This window comes from Micromonospora siamensis, from assembly GCF_900090305.1.
GTDB classification, from domain to species: Bacteria; Actinomycetota; Actinomycetes; order Mycobacteriales; family Micromonosporaceae; genus Micromonospora; species Micromonospora siamensis.
Genome location: NZ_LT607751.1, coordinates 4,712,772 through 4,733,441, shown reverse-complemented (window position 1 = coordinate 4,733,441; position 20,670 = coordinate 4,712,772). Strand labels below are relative to the sequence as shown.

Annotated in this window: 20 protein-coding genes; 10 read left to right on the top strand and 10 right to left on the bottom strand. The window is 73.8% G+C overall.

Features of this window, described 5'->3' with window-relative positions:
• Positions 1-2: 2 nt before the first annotated feature.
• On the top strand, positions 3-782 hold the full coding sequence (locus tag GA0074704_RS21495; protein WP_088972171.1) for an HAD-IIA family hydrolase: 780 nt from the start codon (positions 3-5) through the stop codon (positions 780-782).
• An 18-nt stretch (positions 783-800) separates the two neighbouring features.
• Here the strand turns inward: GA0074704_RS21495 and GA0074704_RS21490 are convergent, their stop codons facing one another.
• Positions 801-1,595 (bottom strand): hypothetical protein, encoded by a 795-nt coding sequence (locus GA0074704_RS21490; protein WP_088972170.1) that lies wholly within the window; start codon positions 1,593-1,595, stop codon positions 801-803.
• A 192-nt stretch (positions 1,596-1,787) separates the two neighbouring features.
• Here GA0074704_RS21490 and GA0074704_RS21485 point away from each other — a divergent pair, with 192 nt between their 5' ends.
• Positions 1,788-2,600: a DUF3097 domain-containing protein gene (locus GA0074704_RS21485; RefSeq protein ID WP_088972169.1), complete on the top strand. Its 813-nt coding sequence runs from the start codon at positions 1,788-1,790 to the stop codon at positions 2,598-2,600.
• Between the two features lie 287 nt (positions 2,601-2,887).
• On the opposite strand, the gene GA0074704_RS21480 is transcribed toward GA0074704_RS21485, so the two are convergent.
• Positions 2,888-4,201 carry a serine hydrolase domain-containing protein gene (locus GA0074704_RS21480; RefSeq protein ID WP_088972168.1) on the bottom strand — a complete coding sequence of 438 codons (1,314 nt, stop codon included), beginning with the start codon at positions 4,199-4,201 and terminating at the stop codon, positions 2,888-2,890.
• A gap of 85 nt (positions 4,202-4,286) precedes the next feature.
• Between GA0074704_RS21480 and GA0074704_RS21475 the strand changes: the two genes are divergently transcribed.
• The 4 genes from GA0074704_RS21475 to GA0074704_RS21460 all read left to right on the top strand — a co-directional run bounded on the left by GA0074704_RS21475 (position 4,287) and on the right by GA0074704_RS21460 (position 9,219).
• The gene (locus GA0074704_RS21475; RefSeq protein WP_088972167.1) at positions 4,287-4,760 is read left to right on the top strand and encodes an NfeD family protein; all 474 of its coding nucleotides are present in this window, start codon (positions 4,287-4,289) and stop codon (positions 4,758-4,760) included.
• Between the two features lie 5 nt (positions 4,761-4,765).
• The gene (locus GA0074704_RS21470; protein WP_088972166.1) at positions 4,766-5,872 is read left to right on the top strand and encodes an SPFH domain-containing protein; all 1,107 of its coding nucleotides are present in this window, start codon (positions 4,766-4,768) and stop codon (positions 5,870-5,872) included.
• A 157-nt stretch (positions 5,873-6,029) separates the two neighbouring features.
• Positions 6,030-6,830 carry a hypothetical protein gene (locus GA0074704_RS21465; RefSeq protein ID WP_088972165.1) on the top strand — a complete coding sequence of 267 codons (801 nt, stop codon included), beginning with the start codon at positions 6,030-6,032 and terminating at the stop codon, positions 6,828-6,830.
• Between the two features lie 208 nt (positions 6,831-7,038).
• Positions 7,039-9,219: a transglycosylase domain-containing protein gene (locus GA0074704_RS21460; protein WP_088972164.1), complete on the top strand. Its 2,181-nt coding sequence runs from the start codon at positions 7,039-7,041 to the stop codon at positions 9,217-9,219.
• Positions 9,220-9,262: 43 nt separating this feature from the next.
• Here the strand turns inward: GA0074704_RS21460 and GA0074704_RS21455 are convergent, their stop codons facing one another.
• Positions 9,263-9,679: a GNAT family N-acetyltransferase gene (locus GA0074704_RS21455; protein WP_088972163.1), complete on the bottom strand. Its 417-nt coding sequence runs from the start codon at positions 9,677-9,679 to the stop codon at positions 9,263-9,265.
• A 41-nt stretch (positions 9,680-9,720) separates the two neighbouring features.
• Positions 9,721-10,323 (bottom strand): dTMP kinase, encoded by a 603-nt coding sequence (locus GA0074704_RS21450; RefSeq protein WP_088972162.1) that lies wholly within the window; start codon positions 10,321-10,323, stop codon positions 9,721-9,723.
• Positions 10,324-10,374: 51 nt separating this feature from the next.
• Here GA0074704_RS21450 and GA0074704_RS21445 point away from each other — a divergent pair, with 51 nt between their 5' ends.
• Both GA0074704_RS21445 and GA0074704_RS21440 read left to right on the top strand, forming a co-directional pair.
• The gene (locus GA0074704_RS21445) at positions 10,375-11,250 is read left to right on the top strand and encodes a TrmH family RNA methyltransferase (protein WP_231926629.1); all 876 of its coding nucleotides are present in this window, start codon (positions 10,375-10,377) and stop codon (positions 11,248-11,250) included.
• Positions 11,251-11,381: 131 nt separating this feature from the next.
• Positions 11,382-13,121 carry a PucR family transcriptional regulator gene (locus GA0074704_RS21440; RefSeq protein ID WP_446686031.1) on the top strand — a complete coding sequence of 580 codons (1,740 nt, stop codon included), beginning with the start codon at positions 11,382-11,384 and terminating at the stop codon, positions 13,119-13,121.
• A gap of 114 nt (positions 13,122-13,235) precedes the next feature.
• On the opposite strand, the gene GA0074704_RS21435 is transcribed toward GA0074704_RS21440, so the two are convergent.
• Complete coding sequence (locus tag GA0074704_RS21435; RefSeq protein WP_088972160.1) at positions 13,236-14,585, bottom strand: hypothetical protein; 1,350 nt, start codon at positions 14,583-14,585, stop codon at positions 13,236-13,238.
• An 87-nt stretch (positions 14,586-14,672) separates the two neighbouring features.
• Here GA0074704_RS21435 and murD point away from each other — a divergent pair, with 87 nt between their 5' ends.
• Positions 14,673-16,019, top strand: a complete 1,347-nt coding sequence (gene murD / locus GA0074704_RS21430; protein ID WP_088972159.1) for a UDP-N-acetylmuramoyl-L-alanine--D-glutamate ligase — start codon at positions 14,673-14,675, stop codon at positions 16,017-16,019.
• A 46-nt stretch (positions 16,020-16,065) separates the two neighbouring features.
• Here the strand turns inward: murD and GA0074704_RS29700 are convergent, their stop codons facing one another.
• The 5 genes from GA0074704_RS29700 to GA0074704_RS21410 form a co-directional block, all read right to left on the bottom strand.
• Positions 16,066-16,200, bottom strand: coding sequence for a hypothetical protein (locus GA0074704_RS29700; protein ID WP_269458905.1), 135 nt, complete (start codon positions 16,198-16,200; stop codon positions 16,066-16,068).
• A 119-nt stretch (positions 16,201-16,319) separates the two neighbouring features.
• Positions 16,320-17,228: a hypothetical protein gene (locus GA0074704_RS21425; RefSeq protein ID WP_088972158.1), complete on the bottom strand. Its 909-nt coding sequence runs from the start codon at positions 17,226-17,228 to the stop codon at positions 16,320-16,322.
• A 225-nt stretch (positions 17,229-17,453) separates the two neighbouring features.
• Complete coding sequence (locus GA0074704_RS21420) at positions 17,454-17,948, bottom strand: DUF6114 domain-containing protein (RefSeq protein WP_231926627.1); 495 nt, start codon at positions 17,946-17,948, stop codon at positions 17,454-17,456.
• Between the two features lies 1 nt (position 17,949).
• A complete protein-coding gene (locus GA0074704_RS21415; RefSeq protein ID WP_088972157.1) occupies positions 17,950-18,579 on the bottom strand; it encodes a DUF6230 family protein in 630 nt (209 codons plus the stop codon).
• A gap of 200 nt (positions 18,580-18,779) precedes the next feature.
• Positions 18,780-19,604 (bottom strand): TetR/AcrR family transcriptional regulator, encoded by an 825-nt coding sequence (locus GA0074704_RS21410; protein ID WP_088972156.1) that lies wholly within the window; start codon positions 19,602-19,604, stop codon positions 18,780-18,782.
• Between the two features lie 395 nt (positions 19,605-19,999).
• Here GA0074704_RS21410 and GA0074704_RS21405 point away from each other — a divergent pair, with 395 nt between their 5' ends.
• Positions 20,000-20,665, top strand: a complete 666-nt coding sequence (locus GA0074704_RS21405; protein WP_088972155.1) for a Tat pathway signal sequence domain protein — start codon at positions 20,000-20,002, stop codon at positions 20,663-20,665.
• The last annotated feature ends 5 nt before the right edge of the window (positions 20,666-20,670 follow it).

Here is a 20,670-nt window from a genome sequence, read left to right as displayed (position 1 = left end):
AGATGCATGACCGCAAGCCGGTGCAGAGCTGGCTCACCGACATGGACGGCGTGCTGGTGCACGAGGGTCAGCCGGTGCCGGGCGCCCCGGAGTTCGTCAAGAAGCTCCGCGCCTCCGGCAAGCCGTTCCTGGTGCTGACCAACAACTCCATCTACACCCCGCGGGACCTTCAGGCCCGGCTGGTGCGGATGGGCCTGGACGTGCCGGAGGAGGCGATCTGGTCGTCGGCCCTGGCCACCGGGCAGTTCCTGGCCGACCAGCGGCCGGGCGGCACCGCGTACGTGATCGGCGAGGCCGGGCTCACCACGGCGCTGCACGCGGTGGGCTACGTGCTGACCGACTTCGCCCCGGACTACGTGGTGCTGGGGGAGACCCGCACCTACAGCTTCGAGGCGATCACCAAGGCGGTCCGGCTGATCAACGACGGGGCCCGGTTCATCTGCACCAATCCGGACGTGACCGGCCCGTCGGTGGAGGGCGCGTTGCCGGCCGCCGGCTCGGTGGCGGCGATGATCTCCAAGGCGACCGGGGTGGAGCCGTACTTCGTCGGCAAGCCGAACCCGATGATGATGCGCTCGGCGTTGAACACCATCGAGGCGCACTCGGAGAGCACGGCGATGATCGGCGACCGGATGGACACCGACATCCTGTGCGGGCTGGAGGCCGGGTTGGAGACGATCCTGGTGCTGACCGGGATCAGCTCCCGCTCCGAGGCGGAGCGCTACCCGTACCGGCCCTCACGGATCGTCAACTCGGTGGCCGACCTGATCGACGAGATCTGAGGCCCGACGGGCCGCCGTTCAGGGGCGCAGCGGGGCGTTGCAGGCGGCGACGAGCGCCTGCCGGCAGGCGGTGGTGAGCGGTCGCAGCGCGGCGTCGCGCTGCTGCGCCTCGTAGTTGTTGATGGCGCCACCGGGCGCGCTGTGCCCGGCGAGGGCGAGGACCCGGTCCAGCACGGCGGCGCGGGCGAAGAGCCGGCGGGCGCGCGGGTCGAAGCCGGGCGGCAGGTCGGTGGTGCCGTCGGGGCGGCGCAGCGCGGCCAGCGCGCCGGCCAGCTCGGGCCGCCACTGCGCCACGTCGAGCCGGGTCAGCGCGGCGGTGCTCTCGGCCAGCGCGGCGGCCAGTTCGGCCTCGGCCTCGGCGGCGCCCGGGGCGCTCAGCGACGCCTTCGGCGCGTCGGCCGGCAGCGGGTAGCACCGCCAGAGCACCGTCTCCCAGGTCATGCCCGAGCCGGAGGTGTGGCTGCGGACCTCGGGGATGACGCCGATCCCGCCGGCCACCACGGCCTCCCCGGCGAGCAGCGCGGCCCCGGCGAAGTCACCGGGGCCGGGCAGGCCACGCGGGTCGCCCGGCGCGGGCAGCACCAGGCGGATCTCGTCGGGGGAGAGCTTCGCGAGCAGCGGCAGCGCCTCCCGCAGCGACACGTCGGTCCAGGTGCCGGGTGCGTCGGCGACCATGTGCTCCTCGTCGCCGGCGATGGAGTCGGGCACCTCGTCGAAGGGCACCAGCCCGGCGCGCCACGCGCGCGCCCAGGCGACGAACCGGCTCGACCGGCGCGGCGTCAGGGTGGCCGCGCCCGCTGTGGGGAGGGACATGCCGAAAAGGGTACGTGCTGACCGCCGTCCCTGTCTCGACTGCCGCACCCCCGGCGAGGCCTGCCCCCAACTGCCCCTTTCGCCCACTTTCCCGCCGCTCCAACCCACTCATGGGTCCGCTGGGCGGTGAGCGGACGTCGGCGGGCGGCGCGTCGGGAGGTGCCGGACGGGCCGGCGGGTTAGCGTGATCGAATGGCCGGGCGATATGGCGAGGACGTGCTGGCGGGGAACTGGCGACGGCGCAAGGCGATCCCCGAGGTGGACGCCGAACCGGACCTGGTCGTCGAGGACGCCGACTCGGGATTCTGCGGCGCCGTCGTCGGCTTCGAGTCCGGTGCCGTGGTGCTGGAGGACCGGCACGGCCGCCGGCGCAACTTTCCCCTGTTGCCGGCCGCGTTCCTGCTCGACGGCGAGCCGGTGACGCTGCGCCGGCCGGCCCGCGCGCCCGTCCCGGCGGCCCGCCGGCGGACCGCCTCCGGCTCGGTCGCCGTGGCGAACGTCCGGGCGCAGGTCGCCAAGGCCAGCCGGATCTGGGTCGAAGGGGTGCACGACGCCGCGCTGGTGGAGCGGATCTGGGGTGACGACCTGCGGATCGAGGGCGTGGTCGTGGAGCCGCTGGACGGCATCGACGCCCTCGACGCGGAGGTTCGGACCTTCGCCCCCGGCCCGGGTCGACGGCTCGGCGTGCTGGTCGACCACCTGGTGCCGGGCTCCAAGGAGAGCCGGATCGTGGCGAAGGTGACCTCGCCGCACGTGCTGGTCACCGGCCACCCGTACGTCGACGTCTGGCAGGCGGTGAAGCCGAAGGCGCTGGGCATCGCGGCCTGGCCGGTGGTGCCGCCGGGCCGGCCGTGGAAGGAGGGCGTCTGCGCCGCGCTCGGGGTGGCCGAGCCGGCCGACATGTGGCGGCACATCCTGTCCCGGGTGGACAGTTTCGCCGACGTGGAGACGCCGCTGATCAACGCCATGGAACGCCTGATCGACTTCGTGACCGAGCCGGCCTGACGGCGTGCCGGCGACGGGACCGCCCGCCGGATCGCCGCCCGTCCGCCGGATCGCCGCCCCGCCCGCCCGCCGGATCGCTGGCGGCCCGGCCCGGTGTTCCGACTCCGACGCTACAGACTTGAGGGCGTGGATGACTCACGCCTCTGAGTCGTCGGTGCTCTCAAGTCTGTAGGCGCCCCACCACTCACATCCGCCGGCTCAGCGCGCCGTGCACCGCCCGCTCCGCGCACTGCACGCAGGCGCGGAGCGGAGCGGAAGGCCGGGTGTCGGGTGTCGCGGACGGCGGGTCAGGGCTCCTGGTCGGGGGAGCGGGTGAAGACGAAGGTGCCGATGTCCAGCCCCACCGGCCGGCCGGCGTCGTCGCGCAGCACGCTCAGGATCTCGCCGTCCTGTCCGCCGGAGCGGCCCCGCCACCGGTCCGGCCCCTCCGGGCTGAACCGGAGCGTCGCCAGCCCCACCGGACCGCCGAGCAGGTCGCCGGCGTCGGCGCGGAACTCGTACTCGATGCCCATCCACCACCAGCGGCCGGTGAGGTCGGCGACCTCGCCGACCGGCGCGGTGGCCGTCGGGCGCCAGGGCGCGGGCGGGGTGGGCTCGGCGTCCAGCACGTGGGTGAGCACGCCGCGGGCCAGGGCGGTGACGTGGTGGCCGTTGCGCATCCCGTACGAGTTGGCGAAGCTGACCGCCGCGGTCCGGCTGGGCCGGTGCACGGCGAGGCCGGCGACGTAGCCGGGCATCGAGCCGCCGTGGCCGACGTACACCCGGTCGCCCTCGCGGTAGAGCTCGACGCCCAGGCCGTGCCCGCCGCGCCAGCTCTCCAGGTCGTTGATCGCCACCGGTACGCACATCTCGGTGAGCGTCTCCGGCGCCAGCACGGCCGGATCGGGGTCGGCCAGGAAGGCCGCCCAGCGGGCCAGGTCGGTGGCGGTGGACCAGAGCTGACCGGCCGGGGCCATCGCCCCGGTGTCGGTGCGCGGCTCCTCGCGCACGGTCTCGTGCCAGGGGTGCACCACGTAGCCGCGGGCGAACGGCTCGGTGGCCTGGTAGGTGGTGCGGCGCAGGCCCAGCGGTTCGAGCACCCGTTCGCGCAGCAGCGCGAACCACGGCGTGCCGGTGACCGCCTCCAGCACCCCGCCGAGCAGCCCGTAAGCCAGGTTCGAGTAGTGGTAGGAGCGGTGTGGCGGGAAGGCGAGCTTGCCGGGGTTGAGCCCGGCGAGCAGGGTGGCCAGGTCCCCGCCGGCGTTGCGTTCCCACCAGGGACCGTCCGGTTCCCGTTGCAGCCCGCTGGCGTGCCCGAGGAGTTGCCGCAGGGTGAGTCCGCCGACTCCGGTGCCGGGCAGGTGTCGCTCCAGGGGGTCGTCCAGCGCCAGCCGGCCGGCGTCGCGCTGTTGCAGGACCAGCACCGCCGTCATGGTCTTGCTGATCGATCCGAGCCGGTACTGCAGGTCGGCGTCCGGGCGTGGGTGTTCGCCCGCCGCGGCCAGGTGGGTCAGGTCGCCGTCGCGGACCACGCCGACCACCAGTGACGGGGCACGTCCCTCCGCCTGGGCCCGGGCGACCCGGGCGTCGACCTCGCGGACGGTCTCGGGCAGCAGGGGCACGGAAGTCCTCCTCGGGTGGCGGTGCGATGAGCCTACCGATCATGACAGTTCGATGACACGTGCATTCACGTGCCACAGTTGGGTCGTGGACGCGGTGGTGTGGATCGTTCTGGGAGTCGTACTGGCCGTCGCCGAGATCTTCACGACGACGCTGTTCCTGATCATGTTCGCCGCCGGGGCGTTCGCCGCCGCCGGCGCCGCCGCCCTGGGTGCGCCGGTCGCCGCGCAGGCGGTGGTGTTCGCGCTGGTCTCCGCCCTCTCCGTGGCCGTGGCCCGCCCGGTGATCCGCCGGCACTCCCGGTCGGCGCTGGAGACCGGTGAGCAGCCGTTCGGGGTGGAGGCGATCGAGGGATCGACCGCGCTGGTGCTGGAGCCCGTCGACTCCGAGCGCGGCATGGTCAAGATCGACGGTGAGTTGTGGAGCGCCCGGTCGTACGACGCGACGCAGAGTTTCGTCCCCGGTGAGCGGGTTCAGGTGATCAAGGTCCGGGGCGCCACCGCCCTGGTGTGGCAGGACGACGTTTCCTCCACCGGCCAACTGCCGGAAGCGAAAAGGTGAGCCCTATGGAATTTGCAGCGGTCCTGTTGGCCGCCGTGGCGTTGATCGTCGTGGTGACGTTGGTGAAGGCGGTACGCATCGTGCCGCAGCAGCGGCAGGACGTGGTGGAGCGGCTGGGCAAGTACAAGCGCACCCTGAACCCGGGGCTGAACCTCCTGGTCCCCTTCGTCGACGCGGTCCGGACCAAGGTCGACATGCGTGAGCAGGTGGTCAGCTTCCCGCCGCAGCCGGTGATCACCTCGGACAACCTGGTGGTGTCGATCGACACCGTTCTCTACTACAAGGTGGTGGACTCGGTCCGGGCCACCTACGAGATCGCCAACTTCATCCAGGCCATCGAGCAGCTCACCGTCACCACGCTGCGCAACGTCATCGGTTCGCTCGACCTGGAGCGCGCGCTGACCAGCCGCGAGGAGATCAACCGGCACCTGTCGGGCGTGCTGGACGAGACCACCGGCCGGTGGGGCATCAAGGTCACCCGGGTCGAGATCAAGGCGATCGAGCCGCCGCCGAGCATCCGGGACTCGATGGAGAAGCAGATGCGCGCCGAGCGGGACCGCCGGGCGGCGATCCTGAACGCCGAGGGGCACAAGCAGTCGCAGATCCTCACCGCCGAGGGTGAGAAGCAGGCCGCGGTGCTGCGCGCCGACGGTGACCGGCAGGCCCGCATCCTCCAGGCCGAGGGTCAGGCCAAGGCGATCCGTACCGTCTTCGACGCCATCCACCAGGCCAACCCGAGCCAGAAGGTGCTCGCCTACCAATACCTGCAGGCCCTGCCGCAGATCGCCAACGGCACCGCCAACAAGGTCTGGATCGTGCCGACCGAGCTGACCAAGGCCCTGGAGGGCATGGGTGGCGCGCTCGGTGGGCTGGCCAACATGGTGGGGGACGTGCCCGCGCCGGAGGCGGCCGACCACGCCAGCCAGGTCGAGCGGGAGGCCGCGGAGGCGGCCCGGGCCGCGGCCAGCGCCGCGCAGCAGATCCACGACGAGGTACGCGTCGCCGAGGCGCAGGCCACCGGCGGCAACGCGCCGCAGGGGCTGCCGGCGCCGGAGCCGGTCTCCCCGGACAGCCTGCTCAGCGACCCGGCGGACCAGCGCGAACGCGGCTGAACCCGGTGCCGTCCGGACCCGGACGGCAAATGCGAGAAAGACTCATGCGGCGCCCCGGTGCCTGAAACCATCGGTCGTAGACGACGGGTGGTGGCCAGGACCGGGGCGCCGGTGCGCGTACCCACCCCGCCCGTCACCCAGCGCAGCGAGGTGACGCATGAAGGATCCGGCGAACGGCCTCTTCTCCAGGACTCCGGTGCCCGGGGTGCACGACCCGACCGGGCCGCTCGGCAGCCGGCGTACCGGCGGCGGGTTCGGGGTCCTGCCGTTCGTCGGCGACCCGGGGCCGGCCGCGCCGGCCACCAACGCCAGCTGGGCCTGGTCGGTGCGACGGTTCGCCCGCGCGGCGGTCTGGCTGCTGCCGGCGTACGCCGTCCTCTACGGCGTGGTGGCCATGGTCAGTGACGGCGGGGTCGGCCGGGCGCCCTACCCGGCCGACGGCAGCGCGCTCTACCTGGTGGGTTGGGTGGCGGCGGTCTGGCTCGGGCTGCTCGCCCAGCTCGCGCTGACCGGGCTGCTGGCGGCCACCCGCAGCCGCCGGGTCGCCGCGGCCGGACTGCTGCTCGGCATCGCCGGCACCGTGCTGATGCTGCCCTTCGCCGGGCTGGCCGAGCAGGCCCCCGTCTTCGGCACCACCGCCCGCACGCTGGTGCTGGCCGGGGCGACCCTGTACACGGCCGGCTGGCTGGCCACCGGCTGGTCGGTGGCCCGCTCCGGGATGTTCGCCGTCGGCGACGGGGTGATGCTGATGATCGCCGCACCGCTGCTCGGTCTGGCCGGCGCCCTGATCGGCTCGTTGCAGACCTTCGGCGCGATCTTCGTGCTGATCGCCGGCATCGGCATCGGCTACCGCTCCGGCCGCCTGGTGCCGCAGGCCATCGCCCGGGACGCCGCCACCGCCAGCGTCGTCGCCCCACCCCCACCCGACACCCCCCAGGGCCCCCTCCCCGCCGCCTGACCACCCTCTCCTGGCGTCGATCAAGGAGTTTGCGTCGTCCCCGGGGCCGTCCGGAGACGCAAACTCCTTGATCGACGGGGGTGGGGAAGGGGACGGTGGGGACGGTGGGGCCGTGAGATGGGGAGATTGCTGGTAGGTCACCGTGAGTTAGCTGACAATCGTGCGGCGGGGTGGCCCGCTTCTCGCCCCCGCGGCAATCCTTGCAGCCATGTCCCGACCCCGGTCGCCGCTGTCGCGGCTCCTCACCGTGCTGCTCGCCGGCCTGCTGGCCGGCCTCGTCGTCGCGGTCGCCGCGCTGCCCGGCAGCCTGCTCGCCGGCGCCGCCACCAAGGCCGGGTTCACCGCGTTCGACGACCTGCCGGCGGCGCTGCGCACCCCCGCCCAGCCGCAGCGCTCCTACCTCTACGCGAAGGACGGCAGGACGCTGCTCACCACGTTCTACGACGTCAACCGCAGCGACGTGCCGCTGGCCGAGATCGCGCCGGTGATGCGGGACGCGATCGTGGCGGCCGAGGACCGGCGGTTCTACTCGCACGGCGGCGCGGACCTGCGCGGCATGGCCCGGGCCCTGGTCGCCAACGTCACCGGCGGGGGCACCGCCCAGGGCGGCTCGACCCTGACCATGCAGTACGTCCGCAACGTGCTCAAGACCGACCCCAGCCGCAGCGCCGAGGAGCGGGCCGCGGCCACCGAGCAGACCGTGGGCCGCAAGCTCCAGGAGATCAGGTACGCCACCGCGCTGGAGGACCGGCTCAGCAAGGACGAGATCCTCAACCGCTACCTGAACATCGCCTACTTCGGCTCCGGCGCGTACGGGATCGCGGCGGCCAGCCAGCGGTACTTCGCCAAGGCGCCGGCGGACCTGACCCTCGGTGAGGCGGCCCTGATCGCCGGCCTGGTCCAGTCCCCGGACCAGTACAGCCCGATCGACGGCGACAAGCAGGCCGCGCTGGAGCGGCGGGGTTACGTGCTCGACTCGATGGTCGACACCGGCAAGATCACCGCGGCGCAGGCGGCGGCGGCCAAGGCCGAGAAGCTGACCCTGCGCCCGACCGACCAGCCCAACGGTTGCACCGCCACCTCCACCGCCGACACCGGCTTCTTCTGCGACTACCTGCGCCGCTGGTGGCTGACCCAGCCCGCCTTCGGCGCCAACCCGGAGGAGCGCGAGCAGGCGCTGCGCCGCGGCGGCTACCGGGTGGTCACCTCGCTCGACCCGGCCGTGCAGGCCACCGCCGTCGCACAGGCCCGCAAGGTGTACGCCGACGGCGCCAAGCGGGCGCTGCCCATCGCCGCCGTGGAACCGGGCACCGGCCGGGTCCTCGCCATGGCCGTCAACCGGCAGTACGGGCTGGGCAAGGGCGAGACCATGAACCCGCTGATCTCCGGCGGGGGCAGCGTCGAGGGCTACCAGGCCGGGTCGACGTTCAAGATGTTCACCATGCTCGCCGCGCTGGAGTCGGGGCGTACCCTCTCGACCGGTTTCGACGCGCCCAGCAAGCTGCCCACCCGGTACGCCGACGACAGCGAGACCAGCTGTGACGGCAAGTGGTGCCCGGCCAACGCCAACCCGGAGCGGATGGACGGCTACCGGATGATGTGGGACGGCTTCGGCCGCTCGGTGAACACCTACTTCGTCTGGCTGGCCGAGCAGGTCGGCGAGGACAAGGTGGTGGAGATGGCCCAGCGCCTCGGCATCACCTTCCGGTCGAAGGCCGACGCCGACTTCGCCGCGCACGACGCGAGGAACTGGGGCGCGTTCACCCTCGGCGTGGCCGCCACCACCCCGCTGGACCTGGCCAACGCGTACGCCACGGTCGCCTCGGAGGGGATGTACTGCGCGCCGACGCCGGTGGTGTCGGTGACCACCCCGGACGGCGCGAAGGTGCCGGTGGGACAACCGTCCTGCAAGCGGGTGCTCAGCGAGGACGTGGCCCGGGCGGCCACCGACGCGGCGCGCTGCCCGGTGGGCCAGCAGTCGGCGTACGGGCAGTGCAACGGCGGTACGGCCAGCGGGGTCGACGGGATCGTCGGCCGGCCGGTCGCCGGCAAGACCGGCAGCTCGGAGAAGAACGCCACCGAGACCTTCGTCGGGTTCACCCCGCAGGTGGCGGTGGCCGGGATCGCCGCCAACCCGGACGACCCCAACGACCTGGTGGGCTCGGCGGTGCAGTCCGAGGTGATCGACGCGGTCGCCCGGACCATCCGTACCGCCGTGGATCCGCTGCCGGTGCGCGACTTCACCGCGCCCAGCGCCGCGCTGGCCGGCGACCCGCAGCGGCCGGAGCCGCCGCGCCCGTCGCCGCGGCCGACCGAGCCGCAGCAGCCGCAGAACGAGCAGGGCCTGCCGGCGGACATCATGCGCTGGCTCCAGGGCCGCCGCGGCTGAGCCGTCGTCACCGAAGGGCCCCCGGTTCACCGGGGGCCCTTCGTCACACCCGGGGCGGGCCGACGCGGAACATGCCGGTCATGTCGTCGTGTACGGCGTACCCGAAGCGGCGGTAGAGGGCGACCGAGTCGCCCGCGGCGAAGAGGCCGACGAAGGTCCGGGTCGAGGCGCGGCCGGCGAGCCACTCGTCGAGCCGGCGCAGGATCGCGGCGCCCACCCCACGCCGCTGCCGTTCGGGCAGCACGGCGAGGTCCTGGAGGTAGTAGTAGATCGCACCGTCGCCGATCAGCCGGCCCAACCCGATCACCCGCTCGCCCTCCACGGCGACCACGGCGTGCAGGGTGGCGGCCAGCGACGCCGGGATGGCCGCAGGGTCGTACGCGTCGCCCCAGCCCACCGCGCGGGTGACCGCGACGAACTCCTCGACGGTGGGCAGCCGGTCGACCAGACGGTATTCCATGATCCACAAGGTAGCCGGGCGTCGGGGACGGCCGCAGCCGATTACCGGGCGGCCTGCGCCGCCACCACCCGGTCCAGGGCGGCGGCCACCTCGTCCGGCGGCCGGTCGCCGTCGACCACGACGAACGAGCCGAACTCCGGCAACGACCGGTAGCCGGCGTCCAGCGCGTCCAGGTGGGCCAGCTCCTCGGTGTCGATGCCCCGGGCCAGGACCCGCGCCTGCGCCACCGCCGGCGGCACCGCCAGGAAGCAGACCACGTCGGGCCGGGGAAAGCCGGCGTACGCGGCGCGGACCAGCCGCCGCCAGCGGTCACCCCGGGCGACCATGATCACGTGCTGGCACCAGGTCCACCGGTCCAGCACCCCGGTCCGGCCGGTCAGCCGGCACCACAGCACGGTCCGTCCCATCGCCGCCGCGCGCGTCGTCGCCTCCAGCAGCGGATAGAGGGTACGACCGAACAGTGCCACCCCGTCGGGCCGGCCGAGCGCCCGGGCCAGCCGGTTCCACAGCGGGCGACCGCCGGCGTTCTCGAAGTACCGGGCCGGTTCGCCCCGCCCGGTGAGCCGCCGGGCCAGCGCCCGGGCCTGGGTGCTCTTGCCGGAACCGTCGATGCCGACGAGGGCGATCAGCAGCGGGCGGGCCATGGGTGCCGACGCTAGCCGGTGGCCGCAAGCATCCCGCCACCGCCGCGGCCGGTGGCCGGCGACGCATCCGGCGACCGCCCCGACCGGCTCGGGACGGGCACCGGGCAGAATCGTCGGGTGCCCGTCCACGAGATCACCGACCCCGACGACGAGCGGATCGCCGACTACCGCGCGTTGACCGACGTCGAGCTGCGGACCCGCTGGGAACCCCCGCACGGCCTGTTCATCGCCGAGGGGGAGCTGGTGCTGCGGCGGGCGCTGCGGGCCGGCTACCCGGCCCGGTCGTACCTGGTCGACGCCAAGCGCGCCGACCAGCTCGCCGACCTGGACACCGGGGACACGCCGGTCTACGCGGCCACCCAGCAGGTGCTGGAGAAAGCCACCGGCTTCCACGTGCACCGGGGGGTGCTCGGCTCGTTCCACCGCAAGCCGCTGCCCACCGCCGCCGAGGTGCTGGCCGACGCCCGCCGGGTGGTGATCCTGGAGGACGTCAACAACCACACCAACCTCGGCGCGATCTTCCGGGCGGTGGCCGCGCTCGGGGTGGACGCGGTGCTGCTCTCGCCGACCTGCGCCGACCCGCTCTACCGGCGCAGCGTCCGGGTCAGCATGGGGGAGGTCTTCGCCATCCCGTACGCGAAGCTGGAGCCCTGGCCGGGCGCGCTCGCGCAGGTCCGGGCGGCCGGTTTCACCGTGCTGGCGATGACCCCCGCGCCGGACGCGGTGCCGATCCAGCGGCTCACCGCCGACCAGCGGGCCCGGTCGGCGCTGCTGATGGGCGCCGAGGGGGCCGGCCTGACCCGGGCGGCGATGGACGCCAGCGACGTGCGGGTGGTGATCCCGATGCGGCGCGGCGTCGACTCGCTCAACGTGGCCGCCGCCACCGCGGTGGCCTGCTGGGAGCTGGGGCGCGACGACCCGCTCTGACCGTGGTGGGCGCGCTCCTGCCCGCCGGATCGTCGCCTCCGTCGCCGGCACGGCGCCGCGCCCGGGGCCGCCGAGCGCCCGGGCGGGACGGTCGTTCCCCGACCGGTGTCACGGACGGTAGCGTGTCGCCCGTGTTCCCTACCGTCCGTGAGGTGCTCGCCCTCGACCCGGTCCGGCACGGCGCCCCCCGACTGGTGGCCGGCGAGGCCGGGCTGGACCGTCGGGTGCGCTGGGTGCACGTGGCGGAGGTGCCCGACATCGCCACCCTGCTGGGCGGCGGCGAGCTGGTGCTCACCACCGGCATCGGCCTGCCCGCCGACGACGCCGGGCTGCGCGCGTTCATCGGCGACCTGGCCGACGTGGGCGTCTCCGGTCTGGTGGTGGAGCTCGGCCGCCGGTACGCCAGCGCGGTGCCCCGGGTGATGGCGGCGGCGGCGCAGCGGCGGGGCCTGCCGCTGGTGGAGCTGCGCCGGGCCACCCCGTTCGTCCGGATCACCGAGGCGGTGCACGCGCTGATCGTGGACGCCCAGCTTACCGAGCTGCGCGCCACCGAGGAGATCCACCAGCGGTTCACCGAACTGTCGGTGGAGGGCGCCGGGCCGGCCGAGGTGGTCCGGCAGGCCGCCGAGCTGGCCGGCTGCCCGGTGGTGCTGGAGAACCTGTCCCGGCAGGTGCTCGCGTACGACCCGGCGGGGGAGAGCCCGGAGCTGCTGCTCGACGGCTGGGAACAGCACTCCCGCCGGATCCGTCCCGCCGGCCGGACCGCGTACGACGCCGACGCCGGATGGCTGGTGACCACCGTCGGCGCCCGGGGACACGACTGGGGGCGGCTGCTGCTGCGCTGGCCCGGCGGCGGCGACCTGACCTCCGGCGGCGCCGCCGAGACAAGGCCGCCCGGGACCCCGCCGACCCGGCTGACCATCCTGCTGGAGCGGGCCGCCTCCACCCTGGCCCTGGGCCGGCTGATCCGCCGGGACGCCGAGGGTCTGGAGCGGCAGATCCACCGGACCCTGCTCACCGCGCTGCTGGACCACTCCCGGCCGGTGGACGAGGTGGCGCTGCGGGCCCGGGCCCTCGGGGTGACGCTGGAACGCCGGCACCTGGTCGGGGTGGTGGTCCGGCACCGGCTCGACGAACCGGCCGCCGAGAACGGCGCCGGCCCCGCGGAGAGCGGCCTGCTGCCCGACGCGACCCAGGAGGCCGGGCCGGCCCGGCTGCGGGACCTCGCCGAGGCGGTCGGGCAGGCCCTGCGCGAGGCCAAGCTGACCGCGTTGACCAGTGCCGTCGACGACCAGGCGGTCGGTGCGCTGCTCGCCCTGCCCGACGCGACGGGTGAGGAGAAGGCGCTCGCCACGTTCGCGGCGGCGCTGCGCCGTACCCGGGTCGACGTCCCGGCGGTCCGGTCACCGGCCGGGCGGCCCGGGTCGGTGATCGTGGCCGCCGGCACCGGTGTGGGCACCCTGCGGGAGGCCCGCCGTTCGTTGATCGAGGCGCGGCAGGTCGCCGACGCCGCCCGCCGGGACCGCCGGGACCTGCCGATCTTCCGGCTGCCGCACGTGGGCCTGGCCGGGCTGCTGCACCTGCTGCGTGACGAGCCGCGGGTGCAGACCTTCGTCGAGCGGGAACTGGGCGCGCTGCTCGCGCACGACGCCCAGCACCCCCGGGAGCAGTTGCTGGGCACCCTGCGGGCGTACCTGGACTCCGGTCGCAACAAGTCCGCCGCGGCCGTGGCCGCGCACCTGTCCCGCCCGGCCTTCTATGAACGCCTGGCCCGGATCGCGCGCATCCTCGAGGCCGACCTCGACTCGGTCGAGACCTGTCTCTCCCTCCACGTGGCCCTCCTGGCCCTCGACGCCATCCGCACCCCCTGACCGCCGGCCAGGCCCGTTGATCATGAGGTTAGCGGTGCGGAATGTCCCGTTTCGCTGCCGCCAACTTCATGATCAACGGGCTGAGCCGGGCCGGGCCGGGGTGGGGGAGGGTGGTCAGGTGAGGGTGGTGAGGGTCTTGGCGTAGGGGGTTGGGACGAAGTTGGGTGCGGCGGGGGTGAAGACGTCGGAGCGGGCCGCGGTCGCCCAGGCGGTCTCGGGTACGGCGTCGACCAGGGCGCGGACCACCGGGGCGTCGCGCCACTGGTCCTGCTCGGCGAGCAGGCTCAACGCCACCACCGACTCCTCGACCTCGCCGACGCACTCGAACGGCTTGTGCCCGTCCACCCCGAGCAGCTCCCGGTAGCCGGGGATCTGCGCCTCGTCGGCCAGCATGTCGCCGCCGAAGATGTGCACCACCCGCTCCCGCGGCATGAACGGCGCCATGGCCAGGAAGACGAACCGGCACTTCGGGCAGTTGCGGCACCAGCGCTCGCTGGCGTCGCGCAGCTTGAACGCGGCGTTGCAGCTGGTCACCACGCCGTCGTACCGGTCGATGGTGGCGAAGAGCCGGGCGATGTGCAGCTCCGACAGCGACCGCAGCAGCGAGAAGTACGGCTCGGTGAGCCCGGCGTGCTCGGCCAGCGCGCCCCGCAGCAGCCCCTCGGCCTCGACGCCCTTGGACCACTGGTGGTTGATCTCGTGTCCGTCCCAGATCAGGTTCGGGTCCGACGCCGAGCGCTCGTTGGACATCACCACCGGGCCCAGCCCGTGCAGCACGGCGGTGGCCACCGCGATCAGCGAGTTGATCGCGGTCACCGGGATGTGGCCGTTCAACGCGCCGGCCGCGTTCAGGTCGAACAGCACCGGGTCGATGCGCCGCCGGGCGGCCAGCGCGGGCAGGTCGGACGCCTCGTTCACCGAGACGATCACGTGGTTCGGGTTGACCGAGAAGGGCACCGGGTCGAAGCCGGACCGGCGCAGCGCCTCCAGGCTGACGATCGAGTCCTTCCCGCCGCCCACCGCCGACAGCGGACGCCGGTCGGAGTTGTCCAGCGGCGCCGCGGCCTCGACCGACCCGGCCGGGACCTCGGGGCGCAGTTCGAGCACGTGCGGCAGCTGGTTGCGGTACGCGTACTCGGCGAGGCCCTTGGTGTAGACGGCGGTGACCAGCTCGACGGCGGCCGCACCCAGCGGCGCCGGCAGCACCAGCCGGGCCGGCGCGGCGGCCTTGTAGTAGCTGACCCCGGCCACCACGTGCAGCAGCTCGAGCACCCGGCCGAGGGCGGCGACGGTCGCGTCCGAGGGCGGCTCGGCGGGCAGCGGCAGGGTGATCACCTCGGTGAACCGCTGCTCGCCGTCGGGCCCGGTGAGGGCGTAGTCGAACAACGCCTCGCCGGTGGCAAGATCGATCGAGTAGGACGGGAAGGTGAAGGCGTCCATCCGCCGGAGCTGCTCGTTGGGCACACGCCATACTAGGCCCTGGTTCGTCCGCCGTGTCCGGCTGTGTCGCACCACACCGCCCGCCGTCACCGTGACCCCCGAGGAGAGCTTGTGCGCCTGTCTGACCTGCGCGGACGAAGAGTCGCCGTCTGGGGAGCCGGCCGGGAGGGCCGGGCCGCCGTGACCGCGATCGCCGCGCACGCCCCCGCCGACCTGGTCGCCGTGGACGACAGCGCGAACTTCCTCACCCTGCCCTGGGAGGGGCCGCTCGCCGAGGCCGCGCCGCTGGTCACCGGCGAGGAGGCGTTCGACCGGCTGGCCGCCGCCGACGTGGTGGTCCGCTCCCCGGGGGTGCCGAGCACCCACCCGTGGATGGTGGAGCTGCGCCGGCGCGGCGCGACCGTCACCCAGGGCAGCGCGCTGTGGATGGCCGAGCACGCCGACCGGACGGTCGGGGTCACCGGCAGCAAGGGCAAGAGCACCACCTCCAGCCTGATCAGCCACCTGCTCACCGCGATGGACCGGCCCAACGTCTTCGGCGGCAACATCGGCGTGCCCCTGCTCGACCTGCCCGAGGCCGACCTGTACGTGCTGGAGCTCTCCAGCTACCAGTGCGCCGACCTGACCGACTCGCCGCGGGTCGCGGTGGTCACCGCGCTCTTCCCCGAGCACCTCGACGCGCACGGCGGCGAGCGGGAGTACTACCGGGACAAGCTCAACCTGCTGGCGTACGGGCCGGAGACGGTCGTGGTCAACGGTGCCGACCCCCGGCTGGCCCTGGAGCTGGGCGACCGGCGGGCGGTCCGGGCCGGCACCCCGGACACCGCGAACGTGGCGACCGGCCCCGACGGCGCCCCCTGGTTCCACCTGGCCGACCGGCCGCTCTTTCCGCGCGCCGTGCTGCCGCTGGTCGGGCGGCACAACGAGGGCAACCTCTGCGTGGCCATCGCGGTGCTGGCCGCGCTCGGCGTGGACGTGGTCGCCCGCCGGGACAGCCTCGCCGTCGCCGTCGCCGAGTTCCAGGGGCTGGCCCACCGGCTCACCGAGATCGTCGACCCGTCCGGCCTGACCTTCGTCGACGACACCCTGGCCACCAGCCCGTACGCGGCCATGCACGCCATCGACGCGTACGAGGGGCGGCCGTTGACGGTGATCGTCGGCGGCACCGACCGGGGGCTGGACTACAGCCCGCTGCGCGCGCACCTGGCCGACCGGGAGATCACCGTGCTCGGCATCCCGGACAGCGGCCCGCGGATCGTCGAGGCCCTCGCCGGGCTGCCCGCGGTGCGTACCGAGGTGGTCGAGGACCTGGTGGACGCGGTGCGGCGGTCCCGGGAGCTGACCCCGGCCGGCGGGGTGGTGCTGCTCTCCCCGGCGGCCCCGAGCTACGGGCGGTTCCGCAACTTCGAGCACCGCTCCGAGGTCTTCGCCAAGGCCGTCGCCGACACCGCGCCCTGAGGCCGGCCGCCGTCCCGCACCGCGACCGGTGCGGGACGGCCCCCCGTCAGCTCGCCGGGCCGTTGCTGTCCTGGTTGTGCAGTACGAGCCAGCGGCCGTGCTCGTAGCTGAACGTGACCCCGATGACCAGCGGCGACATCCGGTCCTGGGCGGGGACCCGGTAGACGGAGTCGAACAGCACGAACCCGCTCCGGCAACCCTCGACGTGCCGGGTGAGTTCGGTGAAGCTCTGGCTCCAGCCCGGGTCGGCGAAGAAGTCGGTGATGAAGTCGGCGAACTGGTCGCGGCCGTCGAGGACCGTCAGCGTGCCGCGCCGCCCCGTCGACCCGGGCCGGTGCCGGAGGGCCGGTGACCGACGCGGGGAGCGCGTACCACCGAGGAGTTGCCGGACGCCGGGCGGAAACCGCGCGCCGCCTCGGCCACCGCGGCGTCGGGATCGCGCTCCAGGGCCCGCCGGATGTGCGGCGGAACGGCCTCGGACTGCGCCATCGCCAGGCGTACCTGCACCGCGCGGTCGTCGACCAGGCGCTCCAGAGCCGCCTCGTCCAGCTCGACCGCGCGGACCAGCGCGGCCCGAACGTCGACCACCGGGTCCTGGGCGAGCGCGCTGCGCTGCTCGGCGGTGGTCCGCGGGTTGCGGGCGAGCCCCTTGCGTACGCGCGCGGTGCGATCTGCGAGCAGAGCGGTGATCACGTCGGGGTCGTCGGTGTGGGTGGCGAGTCGTTCCCGCACCTCGGGTGAGACGTCGTCCGTCAGCTTGGCGGCCAACTCGGGCTCCAGCTCGCGCGTCTCCGCGAGGAGGCCCCGAAGCTCCTTGTCGGGCGCCTCCGACATCAGCCGGCGAACCGACTCGTCGCACGCCGGGTTGCCGGCGACCGCCCAGCGGACCCATCGGTCGGCGTCCTTGACCAGCCGCACGAGGTTGGCGATCGAGGTGGCCGGGTTCCTCGCCACGGCCTCCCGGACGTCACGGTCCTGGTCCCGGGTCAGCGGTCGGAGGGCCTGCGCGGGCGCGTCGGCCCGGGCCGCGACCGCCTTGCGGACCACGGCTGACGGGTCGGTTGCCAGGTCGATGAGGGTCAGGTGTGGCGTGGCAGGGTCCTGCGCGAGGGCGAGCCGGCCGTCCTCGCTGCCCCCGGCCGTGCCCTGCGCGGTGGTGTCCGACCCGCTGTGACGATCGGGCCCGCCGACGTCCTGCTGCTTCCCCATGGGCGCAATCCTCTCATGGGCCCGCGGGGACAGCGCGAGGCTGACCAGCCCATCGACGCGTCCCCCCGGGGTGGTGGCTGGAGGGTCAGACCCGAGCCGAGGACGGTGAGGCGCACGATCCCGACGACGAGCACCAGGACGGTACCGGCGATCGGCCAGCCCATCGGCAGCGGGCCGGCCGGCGTCGACGCGACCGGTGGGGTGTCGGCGCGGGTGCGGCGGCGTCTAGGTCTCCCGTTCGGCCGGGATCCGCGGCTCCCCGCCGGGCAGCAACGCGGTGCCGACGTCCTCGGGTTCCCGGGGAGCCGGCGGCGCGGGCGCGCCGGACGCCGGTCGCTGCGCGGCGGGCCGCTTGTCGGACGTCCAGGCGAAGGCGAGCGCCCCGCCGACCAGGGTGAGGAGCATGCCGACGACGAAGCCGCCCAGGTTGGAGGTCAGCCAGGAGAGCAGTCCCAGCAGCAGCGAGAGCACGGCGTAGAAGACCCGCTGCTGCGGGGTGGCGACGAGCAGGACGCCGCAGAGCACCAGGATCATCGGCACCAGGTACGCGGCCAGCCCCTGGGGCCCGACGTGCAGCAGCACCCCCAGCGGCGCGCGGAGCGTCACCAGCATCTCGGCGCCGCCGAGGGCGATCAGGATCCCGGCGGTGAACGGGCGAGCGCGTCGCCACCGGCGCCACCGGCCCCCGGGGTGGCGGAGGGCGGGCTCCTCGACGGTCATGTCAGCATCCGTCGGGGCTGAACGACATGTGCAGGTTGGGCAGGGTGAACACGGCGGCGGTGGTGGCGTAGTTGTTCTGCCGCAGGTTGGTGATGGTCACCGTGTCGGCCTGCTGGGAGAAGACCCCCGGGTTGCCGCGTACGCCGGGGACCTGGTCGAGGGTGCTGGCGTCCTGGCCGACGTTGATGTTGGTGAACGAGGCGTTGCCGGCGACCGAGTCGCCGTCGACGACCAGGGTCTTCGCGCTGACCGGCTTGCCGGCGTCGCCGGCGGTGATCCGCAGGTTGATGCCGCCCAGGCTGATGCTCTGGCAGAGGTTGGTCAGCTTGGCCTGGTTGATGGCGGAGACCATCACCAGCACCTGGCCGCCGGTGTCGCCCTCGTTGGGGCTGTTCTCGATCATGTGGTCGATGGTGGCGAACTGTTCGAAGCCGGTGCCGTCGAGCCGGTCGGCGGTGACGGTGAACGGCATGCCCGAGATGGCGAACTGCGCGCCGAGCGCGCCCTGCGCGGTCAGCGCGATCATCCCGGCCGCGCCGACCGACACGATGCCGAAGGTGGCGGCGAAGCGGCGCCAGCGGACCCCGCTGCGCGGCGGGGCCGGCTCGACGGGTGCGATCTGCTCCGACATGGCGGCTCCTTTTCGAGATCAATTCATCGGCGCGAAGGCCGGTGACGGAAGAGACCTGAATCGGTTGCGCATGGTGCCGCGCCTGGGGCGCAGGCCGAAGTTACCGCTGGGTAAAAGCCTGGTCAACGGTGAGTGACCGGGGGGCGTTGGGCGGCATCTGCGAAATGCGGCCAACGGTGAAAAACTCCTGCGGTTTCCGATCAGTCGGCGCGGGCTCCGCCGACCGTGCCGGGTGCCGCGACGATGACGTCCGGATGCGGCGTCGAGGGCGGCGGCCCGGCGCAGGGTGCGGCGGCGGCCGGTCCGTCCCCGGGGCTCACCGGACGGGTGGCCCGGGCGGCGGCGTCCGGGCCGAGGAAGGGGGCGACCGCCGCGTAGGTGAGCACCGGCAGCAGCAGGGGCAGCTCCTCGATCGGCCCCCGGGCGACCCGGGCGCGGATGGTGGCGTGCAGGCCGCCGACCACGGTGGACACCAGCAGGTCCCGGTCGAGGTCGCCGGGGTGCGGCGCCGGGCCGGCGTCGGCGAAGAACCGGCGGAAGCTGGTGAGCAGGGCGTCGCGCTCGCGGCGGGCGACCGGACCGGCGGCGTCGACCTCCACCAGGGCCATCCGGGCGAACGCCGGCACGCTGGCCAGGATCTCCAGCAGGGTACGCAGGGCGGCCCGGGCGGCGTCCGGCCAGTCCGGCCCGGCCTCCCGGTAGGCGCTCTCCATCAGCTGCGACACCACGGCGATGCCGTGGCGGTAGGTGGCGAGGAAGGCGTCCTCCTTGCCGGTGAACAGCGCGTAGAAGGCGGGGCGGGTGACCCCGGCCGCGCGGCAGATGTCGGTGACCCGGGCGTTGTCGTAGCCCTTCGTCGCCACCTCCTGCACCAGCCCGTCGTAGAGGCGGTCCCGTTGGGTGGCGGCGACGACCTCGGCGGAGACCCGGCGCGGTCCGCGCTTGATCGCCCGGTCGGGGTCGCGGCCGGGGCGGGCGCCCGGCAGGGGTGCGGGCGCCGGTCGCGGTCGGCGCGGAGCGGTCACCTGATCGACCTCCTTTGATGCATTGACTTTGCGACTCTCCGGGGTTTATAACTCTGCGTAGAGGATTGGTCACGGTTGGTGATCTCACCGGGTCGCGGCACCGGAGACTCGTCGAGGGAGGGCGCGATGGCTGTCATTATCGCCGGCCAGCACCGCCCGCCCAAGACGGGAAAGGCGCAGGTGACGCGGCCACGCCGCAGTGCGCCACCGCGACCGCCGCGCTGACCGGGCCCCACCGGCAGGACCATGCCTGTCGACAGCCCGGCGGCGTCCCCACACCGACCGTCCCCTCCGGACGGCCACCCCCACCGCCGGCGCACCGCCGGCCCCGGTCCGCGCCGGTCGGCGTACCCGCGCGGCCCGACCACCCGTCCCACCACCGGAAGGACCCCACCATGCCCAGGTACGGACGAATCGGCGCGGGCCTCGCCGCCGCGGCGCTGCTGACCAGCCTGATCGGCGCCGCCCCGGCCACCGCCGCCCCGGCCGCCTCGCTCGCCTCCTCCGTGCTGACCTACGGCACCGTCGGTGGCAGCGCCGTCGTCGTCGGCGACGTCATCCAGGCGAGCCTGGCCAGCGGCACCAACGCCACGTTCTACTCGACCACCACCGGCACCACCGGCATCAGGTGCGCGGCGTCCAGCTTCAGCGCCAAGGTGCTGACCAACCCCGCCGCCCCCGGCACGGCCACCGAGAGCCTCACCGGCCAGACGTTCAGCAGCTGCACCACCAACGTGATCGGTACGACCGGCGTCAGCAGCATCACCGTCAACAACCTGCCGTACAGCACCTCGGTGACCAGCGCCGGCGCGGTGACCATCACGGGTTCCATCCAGAGCACCGTCGTGCTCAACACCCTGCTCGGCCCGATCACCTGCGTCTACAAGGCGACCAGCCTGAACGGCTCGGCGCTCAACTCCACCAACTCGATCGTCTTCACCAACCAGGCGCTCACCAAGTCCTCCGGACCCAGCACCTGCTTCACCACCTCGTACCTCAGCATCCGGTACTCGCCGGTGAAGGACACCACCCGGGCCGGCAGCCCGGTCTACGTCAACTGACCCGA